Annotated in this window: 25 protein-coding genes; 14 read left to right on the top strand and 11 right to left on the bottom strand. The window is 37.2% G+C overall.

The genetic code is table 11. The annotated features are described in order from the left end of the window. Positions 1 to 18: 18 nt before the first annotated feature. Positions 19 to 990 carry an aldo/keto reductase gene (locus KO521_RS12230; protein WP_215940197.1) on the top strand — a complete coding sequence of 324 codons (972 nt, stop codon included), beginning with the start codon at positions 19 to 21 and terminating at the stop codon, positions 988 to 990. A 52-nt stretch (positions 991 to 1,042) separates the two neighbouring features. On the opposite strand, the gene KO521_RS12225 is transcribed toward KO521_RS12230, so the two are convergent. From KO521_RS12225 to KO521_RS12200, 6 genes are read right to left on the bottom strand one after another with little or no spacing between them, the layout of a single operon-like run. Then, positions 1,043 to 1,468: a VOC family protein gene (locus KO521_RS12225; protein WP_215940196.1), complete on the bottom strand. Its 426-nt coding sequence runs from the start codon at positions 1,466 to 1,468 to the stop codon at positions 1,043 to 1,045. A 10-nt stretch (positions 1,469 to 1,478) separates the two neighbouring features. Beyond that, positions 1,479 to 2,318 carry an alpha/beta fold hydrolase gene (locus tag KO521_RS12220; RefSeq protein WP_215940195.1) on the bottom strand — a complete coding sequence of 280 codons (840 nt, stop codon included), beginning with the start codon at positions 2,316 to 2,318 and terminating at the stop codon, positions 1,479 to 1,481. An 11-nt stretch (positions 2,319 to 2,329) separates the two neighbouring features. Beyond that, positions 2,330 to 2,461 (bottom strand): DUF2179 domain-containing protein, encoded by a 132-nt coding sequence (locus KO521_RS20620; RefSeq protein ID WP_354668212.1) that lies wholly within the window; start codon positions 2,459 to 2,461, stop codon positions 2,330 to 2,332. Between the two features lie 59 nt (positions 2,462 to 2,520). After that, positions 2,521 to 2,904, bottom strand: a complete 384-nt coding sequence (locus tag KO521_RS12210) for a YitT family protein (protein ID WP_215940193.1) — start codon at positions 2,902 to 2,904, stop codon at positions 2,521 to 2,523. A 42-nt stretch (positions 2,905 to 2,946) separates the two neighbouring features. After that, positions 2,947 to 3,495 carry a hypothetical protein gene (locus KO521_RS12205; protein ID WP_215940192.1) on the bottom strand — a complete coding sequence of 183 codons (549 nt, stop codon included), beginning with the start codon at positions 3,493 to 3,495 and terminating at the stop codon, positions 2,947 to 2,949. Between the two features lie 47 nt (positions 3,496 to 3,542). After that, a complete protein-coding gene (locus KO521_RS12200) occupies positions 3,543 to 5,048 on the bottom strand; it encodes a helicase HerA-like domain-containing protein (protein WP_215940191.1) in 1,506 nt (501 codons plus the stop codon). Between the two features lie 202 nt (positions 5,049 to 5,250). Here KO521_RS12200 and KO521_RS12195 point away from each other — a divergent pair, with 202 nt between their 5' ends. Then, positions 5,251 to 5,883, top strand: coding sequence for a 7-carboxy-7-deazaguanine synthase QueE (locus KO521_RS12195; protein ID WP_215940190.1), 633 nt, complete (start codon positions 5,251 to 5,253; stop codon positions 5,881 to 5,883). Between the two features lie 12 nt (positions 5,884 to 5,895). Here the strand turns inward: KO521_RS12195 and KO521_RS12190 are convergent, their stop codons facing one another. Together KO521_RS12190 and KO521_RS12185 are read right to left on the bottom strand one after the other, a co-directional pair. After that, positions 5,896 to 6,828: a hypothetical protein gene (locus KO521_RS12190; protein WP_215940189.1), complete on the bottom strand. Its 933-nt coding sequence runs from the start codon at positions 6,826 to 6,828 to the stop codon at positions 5,896 to 5,898. A gap of 44 nt (positions 6,829 to 6,872) precedes the next feature. Next, positions 6,873 to 7,580: a class I SAM-dependent methyltransferase gene (locus tag KO521_RS12185; protein WP_215940188.1), complete on the bottom strand. Its 708-nt coding sequence runs from the start codon at positions 7,578 to 7,580 to the stop codon at positions 6,873 to 6,875. Between the two features lie 75 nt (positions 7,581 to 7,655). Here KO521_RS12185 and KO521_RS12180 point away from each other — a divergent pair, with 75 nt between their 5' ends. Genes KO521_RS12180 through KO521_RS12170 form a run of 3 tightly spaced genes read left to right on the top strand, consistent with a single transcriptional unit; the run spans position 7,656 to position 9,563 of the window. Beyond that, on the top strand, positions 7,656 to 8,150 hold the full coding sequence (locus KO521_RS12180) for a YkgJ family cysteine cluster protein (RefSeq protein ID WP_215940187.1): 495 nt from the start codon (positions 7,656 to 7,658) through the stop codon (positions 8,148 to 8,150). Positions 8,151 to 8,180: 30 nt separating this feature from the next. Further along, positions 8,181 to 8,660 carry a GyrI-like domain-containing protein gene (locus KO521_RS12175; RefSeq protein WP_215940186.1) on the top strand — a complete coding sequence of 160 codons (480 nt, stop codon included), beginning with the start codon at positions 8,181 to 8,183 and terminating at the stop codon, positions 8,658 to 8,660. A gap of 54 nt (positions 8,661 to 8,714) precedes the next feature. Next, the gene (locus KO521_RS12170) at positions 8,715 to 9,563 is read left to right on the top strand and encodes a sterol desaturase family protein (protein WP_215940185.1); all 849 of its coding nucleotides are present in this window, start codon (positions 8,715 to 8,717) and stop codon (positions 9,561 to 9,563) included. A 17-nt stretch (positions 9,564 to 9,580) separates the two neighbouring features. Here KO521_RS12170 and KO521_RS12165 read toward each other — a convergent pair whose 3' ends face one another. Further along, on the bottom strand, positions 9,581 to 10,843 hold the full coding sequence (locus tag KO521_RS12165; protein ID WP_215940184.1) for an exo-beta-N-acetylmuramidase NamZ family protein: 1,263 nt from the start codon (positions 10,841 to 10,843) through the stop codon (positions 9,581 to 9,583). Positions 10,844 to 10,846: 3 nt separating this feature from the next. On the opposite strand from KO521_RS12165, the gene KO521_RS12160 reads away from it, so the two are divergent. The 9 genes from KO521_RS12160 to KO521_RS12120 all read left to right on the top strand — a co-directional run bounded on the left by KO521_RS12160 (position 10,847) and on the right by KO521_RS12120 (position 20,831). After that, positions 10,847 to 12,088 carry an ABC transporter permease gene (locus KO521_RS12160; RefSeq protein ID WP_215940183.1) on the top strand — a complete coding sequence of 414 codons (1,242 nt, stop codon included), beginning with the start codon at positions 10,847 to 10,849 and terminating at the stop codon, positions 12,086 to 12,088. A gap of 78 nt (positions 12,089 to 12,166) precedes the next feature. Then, positions 12,167 to 13,147, top strand: a complete 981-nt coding sequence (locus tag KO521_RS12155) for a PLP-dependent cysteine synthase family protein (RefSeq protein WP_215940182.1) — start codon at positions 12,167 to 12,169, stop codon at positions 13,145 to 13,147. A gap of 55 nt (positions 13,148 to 13,202) precedes the next feature. Next, positions 13,203 to 13,982, top strand: coding sequence for an aldose 1-epimerase (locus tag KO521_RS12150; RefSeq protein ID WP_215940181.1), 780 nt, complete (start codon positions 13,203 to 13,205; stop codon positions 13,980 to 13,982). 9 nt (positions 13,983 to 13,991) lie between these two features. Further along, positions 13,992 to 14,624: a Crp/Fnr family transcriptional regulator gene (locus KO521_RS12145; protein ID WP_215940180.1), complete on the top strand. Its 633-nt coding sequence runs from the start codon at positions 13,992 to 13,994 to the stop codon at positions 14,622 to 14,624. A 95-nt stretch (positions 14,625 to 14,719) separates the two neighbouring features. Next, positions 14,720 to 15,271, top strand: coding sequence for a TetR/AcrR family transcriptional regulator (locus tag KO521_RS12140; RefSeq protein WP_215940179.1), 552 nt, complete (start codon positions 14,720 to 14,722; stop codon positions 15,269 to 15,271). Positions 15,272 to 15,336: 65 nt separating this feature from the next. Further along, complete coding sequence (locus KO521_RS12135; protein WP_215940178.1) at positions 15,337 to 16,197, top strand: SDR family oxidoreductase; 861 nt, start codon at positions 15,337 to 15,339, stop codon at positions 16,195 to 16,197. Positions 16,198 to 16,303: 106 nt separating this feature from the next. Continuing rightward, positions 16,304 to 17,485, top strand: a complete 1,182-nt coding sequence (locus KO521_RS12130) for a cytochrome-c peroxidase (protein WP_215940177.1) — start codon at positions 16,304 to 16,306, stop codon at positions 17,483 to 17,485. An 84-nt stretch (positions 17,486 to 17,569) separates the two neighbouring features. Beyond that, positions 17,570 to 19,300: a SulP family inorganic anion transporter gene (locus KO521_RS12125; protein ID WP_215940176.1), complete on the top strand. Its 1,731-nt coding sequence runs from the start codon at positions 17,570 to 17,572 to the stop codon at positions 19,298 to 19,300. 121 nt (positions 19,301 to 19,421) lie between these two features. After that, positions 19,422 to 20,831 carry an MBL fold metallo-hydrolase gene (locus KO521_RS12120; RefSeq protein WP_215940175.1) on the top strand — a complete coding sequence of 470 codons (1,410 nt, stop codon included), beginning with the start codon at positions 19,422 to 19,424 and terminating at the stop codon, positions 20,829 to 20,831. A 68-nt stretch (positions 20,832 to 20,899) separates the two neighbouring features. Here the strand turns inward: KO521_RS12120 and KO521_RS12115 are convergent, their stop codons facing one another. After that, positions 20,900 to 21,445, bottom strand: a complete 546-nt coding sequence (locus KO521_RS12115) for an ASCH domain-containing protein (protein WP_215940174.1) — start codon at positions 21,443 to 21,445, stop codon at positions 20,900 to 20,902. An 18-nt stretch (positions 21,446 to 21,463) separates the two neighbouring features. Continuing rightward, positions 21,464 to 21,940 (bottom strand): hypothetical protein, encoded by a 477-nt coding sequence (locus KO521_RS12110; protein ID WP_252730058.1) that lies wholly within the window; start codon positions 21,938 to 21,940, stop codon positions 21,464 to 21,466. Between the last annotated feature and the right edge of the window lie 985 nt (positions 21,941 to 22,925).

Genomic DNA, 22,925 nt, shown 5'->3' with positions numbered 1-22,925 from the left:
TAATACGCATATACTTAAATGATTTATAGAAGATTTGGAAGAACAGGTTGGCAGGTAAGCGAGGTAGGTTACGGAATGTGGGGAATGGCAGGTTGGACAGAGTCTGATGACAAGCAATCTGCAAAATCCTTGGACCTTGCGGTTGAGAACGGTGTTAATTTTTTTGATACGGCCTGGGGTTACGGAGAAGGCCATAGTGAAGAGCTATTAGGAGAGCTTATACGTAGACACCCAAAGATAAAACTGTATTCCGCTAGTAAGATTCCGCCAAAGAATTTTAATTGGCCAGCAAAGCCTGAATATAAATTTGAAGATTCGTATCCCACAAACCATATCATAGAATATACAGAGAAAACCCTGACTAATCTGGGAATGGAGCGTGTTGATTTGATGCAGTTTCATACATGGGACGATGGTTGGTCTCAAAGGGATGAATGGCAACGTGCTATTGAGGATTTAAAGAAAGCGGGAAAAATAGGAGCTATGGGAATTAGCGTGAACCGCTGGGAGCCCGAAAATGGTATTGAGGCTATAAAAACAGGTTTGATAGACGCTGTGCAGGTAATATATAATGTTTTTGACCAGAACCCGGAAGACGTGCTTTTTCCTTTGTGTGAGGATATGGATATTGCCGTAATTGCCCGTGTACCTTTTGATGAAGGTACGTTGACCGGTAATTTAACCAAGGCAACAACTTTTCCGGAAGGCGACTGGCGTGGTACCTATTTCGTGCCCGAAAATCTGAATTCAAGCGTGGATCATGCAGATGCATTACGACCTCTAATTCCAGAAGGCATGACTATGGCAGAGATGGCTTTACGGTTTATTTTGGAAAACAAGACTATTGGTACAACTATACCGGGTATGCGTAAAGAACGTAACGTTTTGGCCAATACCGCTACAAGCGATGGAAAAAGATTGCCAAAGGAATTAGTTGAAGAATTGAAAAAACACCGCTGGGTAAGAAAGCCCACCGAATGGTCTCAATAGGAGATAGAACGTCTACCACTCTGGGTACAGCCTGAGAGTGGTAGGCGTTTCATTACTTAGCAAATAATTGTTCCATATCCTTAAATGCCTTGAACTCCAGTGCATTTCCGGCAGGGTCCAAAAAGAACATAGTGGCTTGCTCTCCGGTTTCGCCTTTAAATCTTACATAAGGTTCAATTACGAATTTTACGCCCTTATTCTGTAGTTCTTCTGAAAAAGATTCAAAAACATTCCAGGGTAACACAACACCGTAATGAGGAACGGGTACATTCTTGCCATCTACGGGGTTACTATGCAGTTCTTTAGTTTCAGTTTTAGGTTTGTAGTGAATTACCAATTGGTGCCCAAAGAGGTTAAAATCTACCCAATGGTCACTGCTACGCCCTTCTTTGCAGTTTAGAATCTCTCCATAAAACTTATGGCATTCGGCTAAATTGTGGACAGGTATAGCAATGTGGAATGGGGTTACGTTTTGCATGGGTACTTTTTTAGTTTTTCAAAAAATCTACAATCTGTTCATTAACATGTTCTTGATGCATAGAATGTCCTAAGCCCTTGGTTCGTATAAAAGTACTGTCCATCCAATAAGAATGAACCGCTTCTGAAGAATGAAAAGGGGCTAATTTATCTAGTTCATCATGCAGCAAAAGACCTTTTTTAGTATTTTCTTTTGCAAAACGGGAGGAAGAAAACTCTTTTACAGTAAACCCAAATCGGTCTAGAACAAATTCCTCAAGTGCCTTGCGAACCTTGTTGTTAAAGTTGAGTAGACGTTGGTAGTGATTCATTATTTCATAAAATTCAGACGGTGCGCCTATGGTAACCATTTTTTCAACGCCGGTATTTTGATGTTTAAATTCGTTGTACATAAGGGTCATTCCGCCCATAGAATGACCAATAAGGTATTTGGGGTCATGTTTTTTTATCATTGCTTGTACGCCATCTGAATATAGAGGAAGATCTAAGTGTTGCCCGGAAGAATACCCATGTGCGGGAGCATCGAAAGCCACAATATTAAAATCAGCTTCACGAAGTTTAGCAACAAGATTACGCCATCTAAAAGTATTGCTCTCCCATCCATGAACCAAGAGAACGGTTTCCTTACTGCCTGGCCAATGATAGGTCTGTAGAGTATGGCTCTTAACCTCTAAAGTATCACTTTTCACTTCGTCTAGATATTCTTTCTGATTGGGCAGAACCCTTCCTTTCCTAACCGTACAGAAAACATAAAAAGCTTTTTCTGCCGCTCTTTTTTTAGAAGCTCTGGCAAGTAAATTAAAATACCTGCCATATACCTTGGGAAGCATTTTATTTAGCGTTTTTTTCATAGATCTTTGCACTATTTAAGAGGTTTCTTTCTCATCATTCCTCCTTTTGTATCTTTTACGACGCCCATAATAATAAAGGCATTTTTATCTATTTTGTCAATTTCGTCGCTTAGCCGTGTCAATTCCAAACGGATCATTACGATATATATAATCTATCTCCGCAGTAAAGTGGGCGGTACCAGCTTTTAACATATTCTTCTTTTCACTTATAAATGGCACAGACTCTTGCTATTTGTTGGGAAAGCATAATTCGTATTTCTTTATCTTGGGGCGAAATAATCGTCATTCCAATATGCTCTTCCAACCCATTATTTACCACATAGTTTACGGTTTTATCGGCTGCGAGATAGGTTAAAATGGTATACAGCGCTGTCTCAATGCCTAATAAATGAGCGCCACCGGAAAAGATCGCTAAATGTATGAGAAGGAGTACATCGCCAATAGTCAAATGCCAATTTCTGTTGAGGTAAATAGCAAGTACGTTGGTGCTGTCAATAACACTTTGGCCTCTCGGGGCAATTCCCATATCTACCTTAAATTTCGTTTTGGCCCTATGTGCCAAGATGTATTGCAGAATAGAATTCATGGCGCCGATTTAAATTTTGACTAAGCGAGATTGGCCTAAAAGCTAATCCCAAGCAACCATCATATACTTAATTTTAGCATCATCTGGAATCTGTACCGCTTCAATATTTACACTTGAAGCATAGCGTAGACTAGAAGGTAATTCTTCTTTGCTTATGGTGAAATAAACGTCACTATCTTTTAAAAGAATCACCACATTGTTCATTGAAGTAATGACTTTTCTAATAGTGTAATTATCTTTTATATCTTTAAAAGTACTCCCTAAACCAACACCTTTGTCCGTGGTGAAACGAGGGTCTTCAATACGAATATTCTCAATGGAAGGAATACTATCCGAATTTGGGGTGAGGGTCAATAACGCTTTTCCACCTTTTTCAAAAACCTTTACTTTTTTACTGTTGTTGGCACTGTTAATACTTGTGCTATCTTTTACAATAGAGTCATTCTCGTAAATAATCTTTAAATCACGAACTAAACTTATGCGGTCTAATTTGCCAACACGGTCTTTAATAATAGAAAAAGAAGTGTCTTTTTTTTCATTACAACTTGCAAGGCAAACGATTAGGCAAATGCTAATTACTATACTTTTCATGTACTTTTTTAAATTGTTTGTTTAAATCTGAAAAATTACGTTTTAGTTTATCGCATTACTTTTTTCAGAACACCCAATACACCACGAATAAAAGTAGCACTGGTCAATACCTTTATAACCGGGTTTTGTCTTGTGCTGGTACTCCTTCTTCTGGAAGTGGTTTTAGGTTTTGCTTTTTCTTTTTCGGCTTCAACTTCTGCCTTTTCTATCTTTTCGTTTAGAATTTCGTAGGCACTCTCTCGGTCTATTACTTCACCATATTTCTTTACTAAATCAGACCTTTTAATTATTGATTTAAGCTCGCTGTCCGTCAATACATCCATACGGCTCATAGGAGCACGCAGTAATGTGGCAGCTAATGGGGTAGGTCTACCTTTTTCATCCAACGCGGAAACAAGGGCTTCACCAATACCTAATGAGGTTAATACTTCTTTGGTATCATAATATTCTGAAATAGGGTAGTTCTCTGCAGTAAGCTTTATAGCTTTACGATCTCTAGCCGTAAACGCACGCAAGGCATGTTGAACCTTGAGACCTAATTGAGAAAGTACGGCATTAGGAACATCTGCAGGGTTTTGAGTAACAAAATATAGGCCAATTCCTTTGGAGCGTATTAACTTTACAATACTTTCAATTTGATCTAATAACGCTTTGGAAGCTTCGTTGAAGATAAGATGTGCTTCATCTATAAAAAGTATTAATTCCGGTCTATCACTATCGCCTTGTTCGGGAAAAGTACTATAAATCTCCGCTAAAAGGCTCAGCATAAATGTAGAGAACAATTTTGGGCGGTCTTGAATATCCGTCAATCTTAAGATATTGATATATCCTTTACCATTTTCATCAACTCGGGTTAAATCGTCTACATCAAACGATTTTTCACCAAAGAACAAATCGGCGCCTTGTTGTTCGAGCTCTATAATTTTTCTAAGAATAGATCCTGTTGAACTGGTAGAAATTCTACCATAGTGTTTTGTGAATTCTGCTTTACCCGTACCAGTAGCATATTGCAATACTTTTTTGAAATCTTTTAAATCCAATAGCGGAAGTTTGTTATCATCGCAATATTTAAAAACAACCGCTACAATTCCTTCTTGTGTTTCCGTAAGATCAAGAATACGGGATAAAAGTACGGGTCCAAATTCAGATACTGTGGCTCTAAGCTTAACGCCATCCTGCTCGGAAAGCGAGAGAATTTCTACAGGGAAAGCTTTGGCCTCAAATGGTAGACCGATTTTAGCATGGCGTTCGTCTATTTTTGGGTGACCAGGGCTTGGCTGTGCAATGCCACTTAAATCGCCTTTTAAATCCATCAATAATACGGGAATACCCTTATCGGATAGATTCTCGGCTAGCACCTGTAATGTTTTGGTTTTACCTGTTCCCGTAGCTCCTGCTATAAGTCCGTGACGGTTTAAGGTTTTTAAAGGAACTTTTACATGTGCATCGGTAATGGCTTCTCCATCTAGCATTGCTGCTCCCATTACAATAAAATCGCCTTTGGTTGCGTAACCGCTTTCAATATGTTCGAAGAATTCTTCTTTAGTAGCCATTGGTTGTATTTTGAGTAAAAATAAGGGAATTTTTGATGTTTAGCAGTCACTTTTAGAGAAGTTTGGGTTTGTCCAAAGGCAATCTCGTAAGGTAGAACGAACAAAGGCGTTTAAAAGTACAGGCCTGACCGATTAGAAGCTATGCTTTTATTTTAGGAATTAGAATTTGGGTTTTGGAATTTGCAAGACGTATCTTTGCGCGATGGTTAAAGATGAAATTTTACAAGAAGTTGATAAGGGTAATATGTTGCCCCTAATGGAAGAATTCTATACCATACAAGGCGAAGGTTTCCATAAAGGAACAGCGGCGTATTTTATTAGAGTCGGAGGATGTGATGTTGGATGTCATTGGTGCGATGTAAAAGAGAGCTGGAATGCAGAAACTCATCCGCCAACGGCAATTGGGCAAATAACGGAAAATGCAGCTAAGTATTCAGATACCATTGTAATTACGGGAGGAGAGCCCCTTACATGGAATATGCAGCCTTTAACAGATGCTTTAAAAGTCAAGAATCTTAAAACTCATATTGAAACTTCCGGAGCATATCCTTTAACCGGAACATGGGATTGGATTTGTCTATCTCCCAAAAAGAATAAATTGCCGGAAGGTAGGATTTATGATGAGGCACACGAATTAAAAGTGATTGTCTACAACAAGCACGATTTAATTTTTGCAGAACAGGAAGCGGCAAAGACCAATACGGATTGTATTCTTTATTTACAGCCAGAATGGAGCGTGAGGGACAAAGTAGTGCCAATGATCGTGGACTATGTAATGAAAAACCCTAAATGGAAAGTTTCTTTACAGACACACAAATATCTGAATATTCCTTAGAAAATATAATACTTAGCGCCCTCCGTTGTTTTTAAGGTCTAAAAGACATTCACTGTCTAAGTTGGGAGGTTCTGGCAGTCCATTTTTGGCAGTTTTGCTATCCAATAGTTTCAGAAGACTATTACCGCTTAAGGAACAAGCAGATGTGATAGCGTTAGTTCCTTTTGATGTAAGTGAGCTGCTTTTATTAGTGAATCCGCCATTAAATTGTAATTCTGCAAGCATAAGACAACCATCTACATTGCAGTGGCTATTGCCACTTGTATTTCCTTTTTCGTCCAAAATAGGTTCTCCGTTTTCATCTCGTACAACATCTTCGTGATCGTTAACAGGCGTAGTTCCTAAATCTACCAGGCCAAATAAATGTCCAAATTCATGATTTAAGGTAGAGTTTTCTACATCGGCATCCGTAACAAAGAGTCTTTGGGCAGCAAGTTTTCTAACTGTAACTTCATGAATTATCATAGAGGTATTGCGGTAAACAGCGCCTAAAGTAACTAGACCTACCTCTTCGTCGTCACCCTCGGCCGGCGCATCCGAAAAATAGATATAAACTGCTAAAGTCTCACCATCATTATAAACCGTTCTATTATCCGTTTCTAGCTCAGCAATTTCTTCCAGCGTCAGATTCTCTTCATCGGGAGATTCAAGTTTTGTGTATTTAAGTTCAATATCTTGCTTAAAGGTTCTTTCTTTTAAAAAAAGAACAAAACTTTCCATAGCTTCCTCTGTTGGTTCAAAACCATCAACGTAAGCAATCTCTATAAGAAGTTTAGTGAATTTATCGTTGGATAGAATGTCATTTGCAGAGTCTCCGGTACCTTGAAGATTAGCACTTTTATCCACAACTTTTTCTTCTTTTTCTATGCTGTCATCCGAATCTTTGGAACATCCTATAAAAAGACCAAAAAGCAAAACCAATAAAAGTATACGTATGTTTCTCATGAGGATAGTTTACGGCTAGAATACAAAAATGGCGAAAATTGGCCTTATTTAAGCCATAATTTAGCCAAATAGTCGTAATGTTCGCCGTTTCTTACAAGTTGGCAGTTAAATCCGCTTGCTTCTGCAGCCATTTCTAAAGTTTTATAATCAAGATATAACCAGAAAAATGAATCGCTTTTTTCATCTTTGTATTGCATTTCAAACTCTATTTCACCATAATAAGAGCCGGTATCCGGCACCCAAACACCACCGTCTTCATCTTCTTCAAACATATAAATGATGTCACTAGAATCCAATAAAACCTGTGCGCCAGGATTCATTAAGGTTTTTATGTGGTCAAAGAATTTTGTGGTATTATTCAATTCGCCAACAATACCAATGCCATTCATCAATAATAAGAGGGTGTCAAACTTTTTATGCTTAAAACTATAGATATCCGTATAAACTACATCTTTAATTCCTCTTAAAGAGCACGTTTCTATGGCTCCTTTTGAGTAGTCCAAAGCAGTTACGGAGAAGCCGTTTTCTTGTAAATATAAACTGTGGCTCCCAGCTCCGCAGCCTATGTCCAAAACAGAGCCTTTGCAAAGTTTTAAGGCTTCCTGCTCTAGCATAGGCATTTCTTTGAAACTTCTAAATAGGTAGGGAACAGGAATTACATCTTCTTCGTCCAATGAGGAAAATGTAATTATATCCTCAGTATAGTTTTCTTTCTGAAAATCTAATACGGCCTTTCCAAAAACGTCTTTCATAGAATAACTGGTTTGTTAGGCAAAATTGGGCATTTTAAGTATTTGTTGTTTAGTTTTGGGCAGATTTTTAGAAGGATGGAGCAGATTTTAAAAGAACTTCCTAAGAAAGCACAGGAAAAACACAATGAAAACCGCAAGTTTTTTGCCAAGCTAAAAAAACGACCGCCCAGAAATTTGGATTATGTAATGCAAGAATTACATGATGAAGAATTTGAAAGAACGGATTGCCTGGAATGTGCCAATTGTTGTAAAACTACAGGCCCATTGTTTACCAATGCAGATGTGGAGCGTATATCCAAACATTTTAGGCAGAAACCCCAGAAGTTCATTGAGCAATATTTACGAATAGACGAAGAGAATGATTACGTGCTGCAACAAGTACCCTGTACTTTTTTGGGAGCTGACAATTATTGTTCCATTTATGATGTACGCCCTAAGGCATGCCGAGAATTTCCACATACTGACCGGAAAAAATTTCAACAAATTTCAAACTTAACATTAAAGAACGTAGCCATATGTCCCGCAGCATTTAATATTGTTGAAAAAATGAAAAAAGCTATCGGGAACTAATTTTTACAATAACCTATACAATCCTTTCTTATGGAACCAAGAATAGTACAGCTTGCAGGAAAAAAATTAGTAGGTCATTCATTAAAAATGTCTTTGGCCAATAACCGTACTTCAGAACTATGGGGTGGTTTTATGCCCTTAAAAAGGCACATTCCAAATGCGGTAGGAACAGATTTATATTCCGTACAAGTCTATAGAAATATGCCCGATTCAGGATTTGGGCCGCACACCGAGTTTGAGAAATGGGCTACTATAGAAGTAAGTTCGTATGCTGAATATGCTCTGGATTTTCAAACTATAGATTTGAAGGCAGGCCTGTATGCGGTATTTATTCATAGAGGCCGTTCTAGTGATTTTAAACGAACCATGGATTTTATTTTTGGAAAATGGATTCCAGCTTCCGAATACAAACTGGATCATAGGCCTCAGTTTGAGGTACTAGGAGCCAAATACAAAAATGATGATCCAGATTCTGAGGAGGAGGTTTGGATTCCGATTAGCTTAAAATAATCAGAAAAAATACCAATATATTTGAAGATTAATTAATTTTTATATCTTTAAAATATGGAATTCATAATTAATTACTTTGAAACTATACCGTCTTTACATCGTTCACTGATTCTTGTAGGTGGTATTACTTTCTTTTGGATATTAGAGGGTATTGTTCCTCTTTTTGGTTTTACCTATAAAAAATGGAAGCATGCTTTGCCTAATCTATTCTTTACTTTTACTACGATAATCGTAAACTTGGTATTGGCTTTTCTACTATTAAAAACAGCCGATTTTACCGTAGTTGAAAATTTTGGGATTATCAACTGGTTACCAGAAATGCCACTGTGGCTTTATGTAATAATAGGTTTGTTACTTTTGGATTTAGTAGGGGCTTATTTAGCACATTTGGTAGAGCACAAAGTAAAACTCTTATGGCGGGTGCATTTAGTGCATCACACGGATCATAATGTAGATACTACTACGGCTAATCGTCATCATCCGTTAGAGAGCATGATTCGTTTTGTCTTTACCCTTTTTGGTGTATTGATTGTGGGTACTCCTATTGGAATTGTAATGCTGTACCAGTCACTTTCGTTAATAGCTACACAATTCAATCACGCAAATATAAAAATGCCTAAAAGGTTGGATGAGATTTTAAGTTGGGTGATAGTTTCTCCGGATATGCACAAAGTACATCATCATTATAAACTACCGTACACAGATAGCAACTATGGCAACATATTTTCAATTTGGGACCGTCTTTTCGGAACCTTCTTGAAGTTTGATAGAGATAGTATAGTCTATGGTGTAGATACATTTCCGGATGAGGTGGAAAATGCGAGTATAAAAGGTTTGTTAAAGCAACCTTTTCATAAATCTAGAAAACCAACAACACTTGGCGAAACAAGTGAAGTTGTTTAAATTTGTTTGAGCTGTACCTATTTGTACATCAGGTACTTTTTCCTGATTTTCTTGAATTTGGTTAAGTCGGCTTGCCATGTTTCCTTAATGGTTTCTTCCGATAGACCGCTTTCTATTTGTTCTTGTAATTTTTTGGTGCCTGCATGTTTGGTAAATCCACTTGTATTGAAAACCTTGGTTTTTTCTTCTGTGTTTACATAGGAGTCCATAAGCCATTGTAGCGATACTTCATTCATTTTTGGGATTTCTGATAAATCCTTGCCAAAGCAAATCTTTCCGTTTTCCTTCGGGCTTTTTGAACCAAAATTAGGCGCCGGTGTGTATCTGAAACTATATTGGGTGCTGTCTAAAAAAGAAGCCCCGTAACATTGAAATTGTAATTCCGTTCCTCTACCGGCATTGACATTTGTCCCTTCAAAAAGACCTAAACTGGGATAAAGGTTTATGGCAATATCGTTTGGCAAGTTTGGCGAAGGGCGAACCGGTAAACTGTATTCGGTTTCATGCGTCCAGTTATCCAATGGTACAACGGTAAGGTCTGCTTTCTTTCCTTCTACCAACCAATTTTCTTCATTTATCATGGTTGCATACTCGCCAATTGTCATGCCATAGACCAAAGGTATTTCTGTCATTCCCAAGAAGCCGGTATGTGCTTTTTCCATTGTTGGTCCGTCAATATAATGCGCATTTGGGTTAGGGCGATCTAATACGATTATAGGTTTGTTTTGAGCGGCACAAGCTTCCATGACCAATTGCAGAGTAGCAATATAGGTATAGAAACGAACACCTACATCCTGGATATCAAAAAGTACAATATCTATATCCTTCAATTGTGCAGCACTAGGCTTTCTGTTTTTTCCATATAAAGAAATAAGAGGAAGTCCGGTCTTGCTGTCTACACCATCCTTTACCTTTTCTCCTGCATCTACACTGCCTCTAAACCCATGTTCAGGAGCAAAAACTTTTTTAATATCAATCTGTAGGGCAAGTAAGGAATCAATTAAGTGAATGTGCGGGGCAGCTGTAATCGAGTCATTAGCGGACGCCTTAAAAATAATGGAAGTCTGATTGCCAACAACGCCCACTTTTTTGTCTTTTAACAGGGGCAAGTAGATGTTGGTTCTATTTGCGCCAACGATAATTGGCTTTGTAACAATAGTATCAATAGGAATAAGAGTGGGCTCGGAGATGATTTTCTCTGTTTTGGTCGGGTTTCCACATGCCACAACAAGCAAAAACCAAATGAAAAATGTACTTTTGAGACAGTTTAAAAACGCCATATATTGAATTTTGAATATTTTTTGGCCAAGCGGCTCATCAAAGGCGAGGCGCATAAAATTAGCATTTCCGCTCCAATAATAAAAATAGCAATTGCAGCTATTGCATTGGGAGTCGTTATGATGCTCGTTACCATTTCTACAGGAATAGGTCTCAAATACAAGATTCGGGAAAAAGTTGCCGCGTTTAATGGTCACATTCAGATATCCAGTTACGATAATAATGCATCCGATGTTTCGGTTATGCCCGTCTCCATACATCAAGATTTTTATCCTGAGTTTAAATATGTAGATGGTGTTGATCATGTGCAGGCAGTAGCAAGCAAAGCGGGAATTATCAGAACAGAGACCACTTTTGAAGGAATCATTGCAAAAGGGGTAGGTAGTGATTACAACTGGTCTGCTTTTGAGGAATATTTGGTAGAGGGCAGGCTACCCGATTACGCCAATGATTTAAATGAAGAGGTACTCATGTCCGAGCTTATGGCCAATCGTTTAAATTTAAAAACAGGAGATAACTTTTATGCTTTTTTTCTAAAAGATGGAGATATTTCTAAGTTGCCCAACCAACGGAAGTTCAAAATAACCGGACTTTACGATAGCGGTTTTGAGGAGTTTGATGGGCTGTATCTCTTTACGGATATACGTCACATTCAACGAATGAACAAATGGGAGGACGATCAAGTTGGTAATTTTGAGGTTTTCCTGAACGAATTTGATGATATAGACGAAAAAAGTAAGGAGATTTATGGTAAAACCTTATCTACTCTAGATACACAGACCATAGTTAATAAGTACTATAAAATTTTTGAGTGGATCAGTCTTTTTGATTTTAATATCATACTTATCATAGGTATCGTAATTATCGTAGCCGGGTTCAATATGATAACAGCACTGCTGGTTCTTATTCTTGAGCGTACCCAGATGATAGGTATACTAAAAGCGCTAGGATCCGCTAATTGGAGCATTCGTAAAGTATTTCTTTATAACGCTAGTTATCTTATTGGCATTGGCCTTTTTTGGGGCAATGTAATAGGCTTGGGAGCCATTTTTCTACAGGACAAGTTTCAGCTGCTGAAATTCCCTAATCCAAAGGAATATTATATAGACTATGTACCGGTTCATATAGATTTTTTTACGGTACTTATGCTAAATATCGGAGTGCTGGTCCTATGTATTATTATGTTGTTGGTACCCTCTTATATCATCACTAAAATTACTCCTGTAAAGGCAATTAAGTTTGAATAAAGTAAAGAGAAATGCTTCTTTTTATATGTGAAGCGTTCTTTGTATTTTACCTCTCTATAAACGAACAACAATCCATTCATGAAATATGTAGAAAATATACTTGGTACTATTGGTAACACACCATTAGTAAAGGTAAACAGGCTTACTGCTGATTTACCTTGCTTAGTTTTGGCCAAGTATGAAACTTTTAACCCGGGCAACTCGGTAAAGGATCGTATGGCTTTACAGATGATAGAAGATGCAGAAGCTTCTGGAGTTTTAAAACCGGGAGGAACTATCGTAGAGGGTACTTCTGGTAATACAGGTATGGGTCTGGCATTGGCAGCTACAATAAAAGGGTACAAGTTGATCTGTGTAATTAGTGATAAGCAGTCCAAAGAGAAAGTAGATATATTAAGAGGTATGGGTAGTGAGGTGTATGTTTGTCCTACGGATGTTGAGCCTAGTGATCCAAGAAGTTATTATTCTACCGCCAAGCGCTTGGCATCAGAAATACCCAATGCATGGTATGTAAACCAATATGATAATCCTAGTAATGCAAAAGCACATTATCTAAGTACGGGACCCGAAATTTGGGAACAGACAGATGGTAAGATTACTCACTTTGTTGTAGGTGTGGGTACAGGGGGAACAATATCTGGAGTAGGGAAATATTTAAAAGAAAAGAACCCCAATATTAAAATATGGGGAGTAGATACGTATGGTTCCGTTTTTAAAAAATACCATGAGACCGGTGTTTTTGATGACAAGGAAATTTACCCGTATATCACAGAAGGTATAGGCGAAGATATTCTACCAAAGAATGTGGATTTTGATATTATAGATGGATTCACAAAAGTAACCGATAAGGATGCCGCGGTATACACTCAGCGTCTGGCAAAGGAAGAAGCTATGTTTTTAGGGAATTCTGCCGGTGCAGCAATAAGAGGAGTGTTACAATTGAAAGAACATTTTAAGAAAGACGACATAGTAGTAGTGTTGTTTCATGATCATGGCAGTAGATATGTAGGTAAGATGTTTAATGATGATTGGATGCGTGAAAAAGGGTTTTTAGATTAGATTTGTAAGAGAATTTTTTAAAATAACTTCTTCTTAATAGCGATAAAGCAAGGAAATGATAGAACTAAAATTTCAGAATCAAATAGTACAGATAGAAGGCGGAGAATTAGTAAGTTATACTGTAGATGGTTACGAGTATATTCATCAAAAAGGCAGTCCTGGTTGGCGTAGTTCGGATACTGAAATGTTTCCAATTATTGGGCCAACGGCCGATGCCAAGTTTCAAGTGCAAACGCCAAGGGATATAGCCATTCAAGATCAGCATGGTCTTCTTAGGGAAATGGAATATGAGGTAGTATCAAAAACGGATACCGAAGCCGTGTTGGAGAAAAAATATGAAGCTCGTAAACTTATCAAAAATTCAAAATTCCCTGAGAAATCTAATAAAGAATGGTTGTTCTGGACATATGATTTCAGTTTTAAAAAGACTTTTCGTTTAACTAAAGACGGACTAGAGGTTAACTTTACTATCTCAGGAGAACGTGATATGCCTTATATGTTGGGTTACCATCCCGCATTTAAATTATACTCGGAAAGTCCTGTGGTGGTTGCTGGCGATAAGGAAATTACACTAAAAGATATTATGGATGTGGGTAGTAGGGCTTTGCAAGTTCCTGATTGCACTCAAATAGTTTTAAAAGATCAAAAGGAACTGCATATTCGTACGGAAGGTTTTAATAATTTTATGTTGTGGACAGAAGTGCCAAATATGGTATGTATAGAGCCCATCACTTTTTATCCGTATGCCGTAGCTCAGACCAAACTTCATGAAGGGTTTGATTACCTAAAGGACGAAGATGTAAATTATAGAATATTTATAAGCACAGGCAACTAAAAAGCAACTATGGAAGAAAGTCTTTTACAGAATTACGGATACCTTTTTGAAGATGCACTTATGGCAGAAATGCAAGAGGTTGGTGTGGTGAAAAGATTCGATCAAGGAACGATAATTATGGATATTGGTGAGACCATATCACATATGCCTCTATTGTTAAGTGGAGCCATAAAGATTTTGCGGGAAGATGAGAGTGGAGATGAACTTTTGTTATATTTCTTAGAAAGAGGAGATACCTGTGCCATGACATTTTCGTGTTGTGTTGGTACTCATAAAAGTGAAATACGTGCTATTGCGGAAAGCAACACGGAACTAGTGATGATTCCTGTTCAGAATATGGAAACTTGGATGTCTAAATATGGTACATGGCGCCAATTTATATTAGACAGTTATCATACTCGTATGACGGAATTACTGGAAACTGTAGATACCATAGCTTTTCTGCGAATGGATGAAAGGTTGTTGAAGCACCTTCAAGATAAGGCCATGGTCAATCATGATGAGTATGTACAGACCACACATCAAGACATTGCTTATGATCTAAATACTTCTCGTGTAGTAATTTCCCGCTTATTAAAAAAATTGGAAAAAGAAGGCAAAATTGAGATGCACCGTAATAAAATTAAAGTTATTGATTTATAAGTATTCTACACTTTTAGACAAATCTATTGTATTCCAAAAATTAAAATTTAGTTAATAATTTGGAATAATCATTCCAAATTAGATACATTTGCGTTGTGAATAAGAAAGAGAATATATTGCGCTCTGCATTAGAATTGTTGGTGGCTAAGGGTGTGCACAACACACCAATGTCCGCTATAGCCAAGAATGCAGGTACCGGTATGGGAACCATTTACAACTATTTTTCCAATAAGGATATTCTTATTAACGCTTTGTATGTGAGTATTAAGGAACAGGAAAATTCAGCCTTCCCGGATTTTGATATAAACCGACCTATAAAAACTCAGTTTGAGAGTTATTATAAGGCTATAGTACTGTTTTTTGTTGAGAACGCCACATATTTTCAATTTATGGAGCAGATAAGAGCTTCGCCTATTATTACGGAAGAAAGTAGGAATAAAGGGTTGGAAGTTGTACTTCCCGTATATGATTTACTTAATAAAGGAAAAGAAGAGCGCATCATTAAAAATATAGATACAAATGAATTAATACAGTTCATAGGAGGTAGTGTGGTTTCCTATTTAAGGTGGTATCATGCTGATGGAGAAACTAATTCAAAAGCGTTACAAAACCAAGTAGGTATGGTTTGGGACGGAATCAAGGAATAAAAAAATTTAAATATAAATTGGAGTGAACATTCATTCCATATTAGTTTAATTATATATCAATAGAAATGAAAAGAAACGTATTAATTACCGGGACATCATCAGGGGTAGGGTTAGAGGCTTCATTGCTTTTTGCAGCACAAGGATACAAGGTCTATGCCACCATGAGAAATTTAAAGAAAGCAGATTCCTTAAAGAACAAGATTGCTGAATCTGATTTGGATATTGAAATATTGGAACTAGATGTTACCAAAATAGATTCTATTAAGATGGCCGTAGAAAGGGTTATCAAAAATGACGGTAAGATTGATGTTCTCGTAAATAACGCCGGAGCTGGTTTTGCAAAAACTACGGAGCAATCTAGTGAGGAGGAAATAAGATGGGTGACAGATGTAAATTATCATGGTGTTGTTTTCTGTACGAAAGAGGTATTACCTTATATGCGCAAGCAAAAATCAGGACAGATTATTTGTGTTACTTCTGTGGGCGGTCTGGTCGGACAACCATTTAATGAATTATACTGTGGTTCTAAATTTGCGGTAGAGGGCTTTATGGAGGGGCTAGCGAGCTATGTAAGTGATCCTTTCAATATTAATTTTACTTGTGTTGAACCAGGAGGGATCTCTACGGAATTTATGACCTCTGCAGTGGGAAAAACAGTGGTAGACGGACAAATGGCTTCAGGTGAATACGCACCTATTTTTCAACAGTACATGGATAAAAGTGCAGAAAGGTCTGGTAAAAGCACGGAAATGGTTTTTCAAACAGGCACGGAAGTAGCTGAGGTTATTCTTGGAGTTGCAGAGAATGAAAATCCACCAATGCGCATCCGTACTTCTAAATGGGCAGAGGAATTATGTGAACTTAAAACAAAAGCAGATCCAGATGGCACTAAATTGGTGAACCATGTTAAGAATAAGTTTTTGTAGCAAAGTATATTTTAAGCAAATTAGTGGGCAAAGTTGAGGCTAATAATAGTCATACTGTAATTGTCTTATAATGTTTATTTTTACTGTTCTATCGTGTAGGTAACTTATGTCTAGAATAGAAAAATTTCTTTTGTCAGTACTACTGATGATATATCTCATTGGGTGTGGTGGTGATGGAAAAAAGCGGAAAAAGGTCTCAACTGTCACTAAGGTGGTTACTACATTTTCGGCATTGCCCAAGACGGTAAAATCTCCTTTGGATAATCCGTCTACACCTGAAAAGGAGACATTGGGCAAATTGCTTTTTTATGATCCTATTCTTTCAGGAAATAAAGATGTGTCTTGCGCCACTTGTCACCACCCGGATAATGGCTATGCAGAGTTTTTGGATATTAGCATTGGTCCCAATGCCACGGGGCTTGGTTCACGGCGTAAATTCAATACGCCCAATGATATTCCTTTTGTAAAAAGAAATGCACCCACGATTATCAACTCGGCATATAATGGTATGGATGCTTTCGGGAATTATGAGCCATCAGAAGCTACTATGTTTTGGGATGATCGTGTAAAGAGTCTCGAAGTTCAGGCTTTGGAACCTATCAAGGCTTTTGAGGAAATGCGCGGACATGGTTTTGACGCAGACAGTATTTTGCAGATCGTAGTAAATCGAGTAAAGCATATACCCGAATATCAAAAGTTATTCGCTTCGGCATTTAATGAGCCAGAAGCCGTATCGGTCACTAATTTGGCTAAAGCTATTGCTACTTTTGAACGCTCCTTGGTAACGAATAATTCAAGATTTGATAAATATATGAGGGGAGACCAAGATGCCATATTAACTTCCGAAAAAGAGGGTTTTGAGCTTTTTAAATCCGTTGGATGCGTTAATTGCCATAATGGCCCCATGTTTTCGGATTATAAAATGCACGTTTTAGGAACCCCTAAAACCGAAAAATTGGAGCAAGCGGATTTTGGTGTTGAAGATACTTTTGCTTTTCGTACTCCTACACTTCGTAATTTACGTTTTACGGCGCCCTATATGCATAATGGTAGTTTGTCAAGCCTCAAAAAAGTATTGGAATTCTATGAAGATATAGCCGATGGAAAGAAACGTAATGAATACGTACCTGTTCGGAAATACGATCCTTTTGTGCGCCAACTGAATTTATCCGTTAAGGAAATGTCTCAGATTATTTCATTTTTGAATACCCTTAACGATACCAATTTTGATAGGACCATACCGGAAAGTGTACCAAGTGGACTTGCAGTGGGTGGCAATATTCAATAATTGTAAGAGTTTAGGTTATGGTTTATTTGTGTTCATGTAACACAGGTAACATAGGTGTTTTAGATTAAATGGTACATTTGTCCTATGCGAAGAGTTCTCCCTTTTTTGGAGTGGATTACGGACTATAACAAGAGTTGGTTTTCCAAAGATTTAATAGCCGGTTTAACGGTGGGTATCATATTGATTCCTCAAGGTATGGCTTATGCAATGATTGCCGGTCTACCTCCTGTATATGGGCTATATGCTTCGTTAGTGCCCATGATTGTTTATACGTTTTTTGGTACGTCTAGACAGCTTGCGGTAGGGCCTGTAGCAATGGATTCCCTTTTACTGGCCGCTGGTTTGGGTACGCTGGCCATTACTTCAACAGAAGATTATATAGCCATGGCCGTACTTCTGGCCTTTTGCGTTGGGGCCGTTCAATTAATTCTAGGGGTCCTTAGAATGGGTTTTTTGGTAAATTTTTTATCTAAACCTGTTATAAGCGGATTTACTTCCGCGGCAGCGTTGATTATAATGTTCAGCCAGCTTAAGCATCTGTTAGGGGTAAATATAACCCGTAGCAATCAGTTTGATGTATTGATAATGAATGCTTTTGAAAAGATACCGGAAACCAATGTATACGACTTTGCTATTGGGTTGGTAGGAATTATAATGATAGTAGTATTAAAAAAAGTAGATAAAAGAATACCTGGAATCCTTTTCGTGGTCATACTTGGAATTTTAGCGGTTTACTTTTTACAATTGGCCACTTATGGAGTCAATATAGTAGGAGAGATTCCAACAGGATTACCTTCTTTTAGATTACATGAATTTAAAATAGATACCATTTTGGAGTTAGCTCCTATAGCGGTTACATTGGCGCTTATTGGTTATTTAGAAGCAATTTCCATAGGAAAATCCATGGAGGAGCAAACAGGAGAAGAAACTATAGACGCCAATAAAGAGCTTATAGCTTTGGGAAGTACAAATATGCTGGGGTCTTTGTTTCAATCGTATGTAGTAACCGGTAGTTTTTCAAGGTCTGCTATTAGTAGTCAGTCCGGTGCAAAGACACCCATGTCTCTAATTTTCAGTGCTCTTGTGGTAGCTATTACGTTATTGTTTTTAACGCCTCTTTTTTATTATCTTCCTAATGCGGTTTTAGCAAGTATTATCATGGTATCGGTGTACGGATTAATAGACGTTGCCTATCCTAAGAGTCTTTGGGAATACCGTAAGGATGAACTTTTTGTTTTGCTTACCACATTTTTGATTACTCTTTTTGCTGGTATTTCAGAAGGTATCTTGGCAGGTGTTTTGCTTTCGCTGTTGCTAATGGTCTATAAGAGTTCAAAACCTCATTTTGCTGTATTGGGTAGGATAGATGGTTCAGATTATTATAAAAATGTAGATAGGTTTGGACAAAATGTTTTGGTGCGTGATGATCTGCTTATCGTAAGGTTCGATTCTCAGTTGTATTTTGGTAATAAGAATTTTTTCAAAAAACAGCTTCTAAAGAATGTGAATAGTAAAGGAGATAAGTTAAAAGGAGTTATTCTAAATGCAGAAGCAATAAGCTATATTGATTCTAGTGCGGCACAAATGCTTATTCGTGTTATAGATGAACTTCATGAACGAGGACTTCAGTTTTATATTTCAGGAGCCACGGGTCCCACTAGGGATACGATTTTTAGTAGTGGGATTATAGAAGCTCTTCATAAGCAGTATTTATTCGTACAGACCAAAGAAGCCGTAGAATATTTTGATAATATGACACCGTTATCCGTACTAAGTGAAAAGGTAGCCTACCAAAGCCACCGAAACCGTAACTAATGTTACGCTGGGTTTGACTAGATAAAAGTATTTTTGTTAGAGTGATGATTTTATACTTCCCACACGGAAGGTTATAAAGAGCGTTTAATTTTCCTCCGCGGAAATAAAAAGAAAAGATAAAATGAAGATAGAACAAATATATACCGGCTGCCTGGCACAAGGCGCATATTACATTGAAAGTAAAGGAGAAGTGGCTATCATTGATCCACTTCGTGAAGTACATCCTTATATGGAAAGAGCGGAAAGGGCAGGGGCTAAAATCAAATATATTTTTGAGACCCATTTTCATGCGGATTTTGTGAGTGGCCATGTAACCCTTTCAAAAGAAACCGGTGCACCTATTGTATATGGTCCTAATGCAAACCCTTCCTTTGATGCTATAATTGCTACGGACGGGCAAGAATTTAAAGTGGGCGATATTACTATAAAAGCACTGCATACCCCTGGCCATACCATGGAAAGTACCACCTACCTTTTAAAGGACGAAAACGGGAAGGACCATGCTATTTTCTCTGGTGATACTTTATTTTTGGGAGATGTGGGTAGACCTGATTTAGCTCAAAAAGCGGCAAGTATGACCCAAGAAGATTTGGCGGGTATTCTGTTCGACAGTTTGAGGAATAAAATTATGCCCTTGGCAGATGATATTATTGTCTATCCGGCACATGGTGCAGGATCAGCATGCGGTAAGAATATGATGAAGGAAACCGTAGATACTTTGGGCAACCAGAAAAAAATGAACTATGCGCTACGAGCGGATATGACCAAAGATGAGTTTATTAAAGAAGTTACGGATGGTTTGCTTCCACCACCAAAATACTTCCCTTTAAATGTTAAGATGAACAAAGAGGGGTATGAAGATATAGCCGATGTTTTGAATCGTGGTACAACAGAATTGGAACCAGAGGCTTTTGAAGCCATGGCAAACGAAACGGGTGCGGTTGTATTGGATGTTAGAAATCAGAAAGATTTTATAACAGGTCATATTCCGCGTTCTATATTTATTGGTCTTAATGGCGATTTTGCCCCATGGGTAGGTGCGCTTATTGCAGATACGAAACAGCCACTGTTATTGGTGACGCCAGAAGGTATGGAGGAAGAAGCGGTTACCCGTTTGTCTCGAGTTGGTTTTGATGCCACCATCGGAATTTTGAAAGGCGGATTCAATGCCTGGAAGAAAGCGGGTAAGGATTATGATACCATCACTTCTATTTCTGCGGAAGAAGCAAAAATGAAAATCGAAAATAAAGAAGCTGAGGTTTTTGATGTTCGTAAAGAGAGCGAATTTCTTTCTGAACATGTAATTGATGCCGTGAATACGCCGTTAGATGGTCTTAATGATTATCTAAGCGAATTTCCAAAGGACAAAACCTTCTTGGTACACTGTGCCGGAGGATATCGTTCAGTAATAGCGGAATCTATTTTAAAGAGCCGTGGTATACATAATTTTATAGATATAGGAGGTGGTTTTGGAGCCCTTAAAACGGCCGAAGTTCCTTCAACGGACTATGTTTGTCCTACTACTTTATAAGTGGATATAGAAGCTTAAAACCCCCATTACTTTTTTAAAGTAATGGGGGTTTTATATTTTAGAGTAATTTAGTTTTTTGGCCACAAGGTTTCAAACCACTCACAGACAATGAGCATGTCTTCGGTTGGTTCTTCTCCGCTTTCTTTCATTGTACTTGCAAAGAAATCCCAATGGGCTTTTTTCCAATTTTTGAGGGGTTCATCCGTTGTTCCCATATCTAGAGTGGCGTATGCTGCTGATACTTCATTAAAGGGAATAGTTTCTACTTTTTTAATTTGAATGATAGCCCTTGCGGTACCATCAAAATCTGTAATAATATGTTTTGTACCTATAACGGGTAAAGGAGCACTAGCTTCTTCATACCACGCATATAAGCCAGAACCGGCTTGCTTTTTTCCTTTTATCACCAATTTGGCTAGACGATTGGCATCTTTCTCATTATTATGAAAAAACCAAGATTTTGGTTGTTTTGTTGTTTTGAATTGAGGATTTGCTTGCGTGAAGTCATTCCACATTTTTTGAACAGATGTATCTATTTTAGTTTCCATCTGAGCTTTTGTTTCAGTCGTACAGCCTGTGAGAACTAAAATTGCTATTAGGATGAGGTGTTTCATTGTGTTTTAAGAATTTGTTTAATTTTTTAAAACCTTTTCAATCTCTTTTTGTATTGCTGTCTCTGTACTCATTATGTCCATCATCATAACTTTTAATATTTGCTTTTTGTTTCTGGTTGTTTCATTAATATTCGGGTAAATAAAATTCGATAGATTTGCATTTTTCATTATTAAAACCTCTCTTAAATTTTCTATGTTCGCTAAAGTAGAGATATTCTCGTATTTAAGTAATTCAATTTTTGAATTAGAGATAGCTTTCCAAGAACTTAGTTTTATTGTGGGCATTTGGATACCATTAACTTTAATGGCTATATCCATTAATGTAATTGTATTATTTCTTTCATAAAAATCGAGGGAATCAATCAATATGTTGTGCAGTGCTATCTGGGTAATGATATCTTCTTTAGTTTCGGATAGCTCTTTATTAATGGAAGTAAATATTTGGTTGATATATTTTTTGTCTTTTCTATCCTCGTTCCAATTTGTAATATACATAGCTATTAGAATACCAGCTATTATGGGTATTATTTCTTTGAAAAAGGATATTATATTTTTTTTTCATAGTATCTATAAATGAGTAGTTTCTTAGTCTTAATTCGTCAGATGATAGTGGGATTAAATAACCAAAAGAAACGAAAAGTACTAGTTTTTCAATTAACCTTCAAGAGATGTAAGATTTATATGATGTAATAAAAATTTTATATCTGATATTTATCATATTTTCCCTAGTTATTTCAGCATAACTTTAAGTATCAATTTAAAAATCGGTGTTATGATTTCTCTAGCTTTTACCTCGTTTGATTTAACTAATGGAAGTGTAATAACTCTTCTATTGGGTCTTGTTTTTGTTGGCTTTGTAATAAGCTCAGTTCTCTTTGGACAACATGATCATAATCATTAGAATCATATTGTTTTATTTTTGATTCAGGATAGAAATCTGTGCTAAGTTTTAATCGGTATCAGTTTTATAAAATTCTGTATTACTGATAATTATCATATTTTAAATTCCGGTTGTAGCTTAAATTTGCTTAAAATAAATTACCATCCTATGATTTCACAAAATCTACCTCTCGTTAACTACGGCAATGGCATTATTATGATCGGTGTTTTCGCGGCTGTATGCGTTGCACTTGTAGTAACTGTTGTTCTTTTTATGAATAGTGGAAAGAAAAAGTAATGGTATGTGCTTGATTTTCTGCGTTTAAGTCAATTTTTTTTGCGAATAAGTCATGGTATAGGCTGTTTTATTAACATTTTTGTAAATGTTAAAACAATCTTAATTAATTGGGGTGATTTTACAAGTTTTTGGTTATCTTTAATAAGAATAGGATTACAAATTGGCAAAATTTATGTATTGCTAAGCTTGTTTATCCGCAAAAGACACCAAATCTTGTTCCACCTGAAACCAAACTTATGGATGCTATATGGATATATACCACTATTGTAATTGCTATATTTAGTATATGGTTGTTGTTCGTAA

It is taken from the genome of Zobellia uliginosa (genome assembly GCF_018860745.1).
GTDB classification, from domain to species: domain Bacteria; phylum Bacteroidota; class Bacteroidia; order Flavobacteriales; family Flavobacteriaceae; genus Zobellia; species Zobellia uliginosa_B.
Note: the sequence above shows the minus strand (reverse complement) of the source record. Positions and strands in the feature narration are given on the sequence as shown.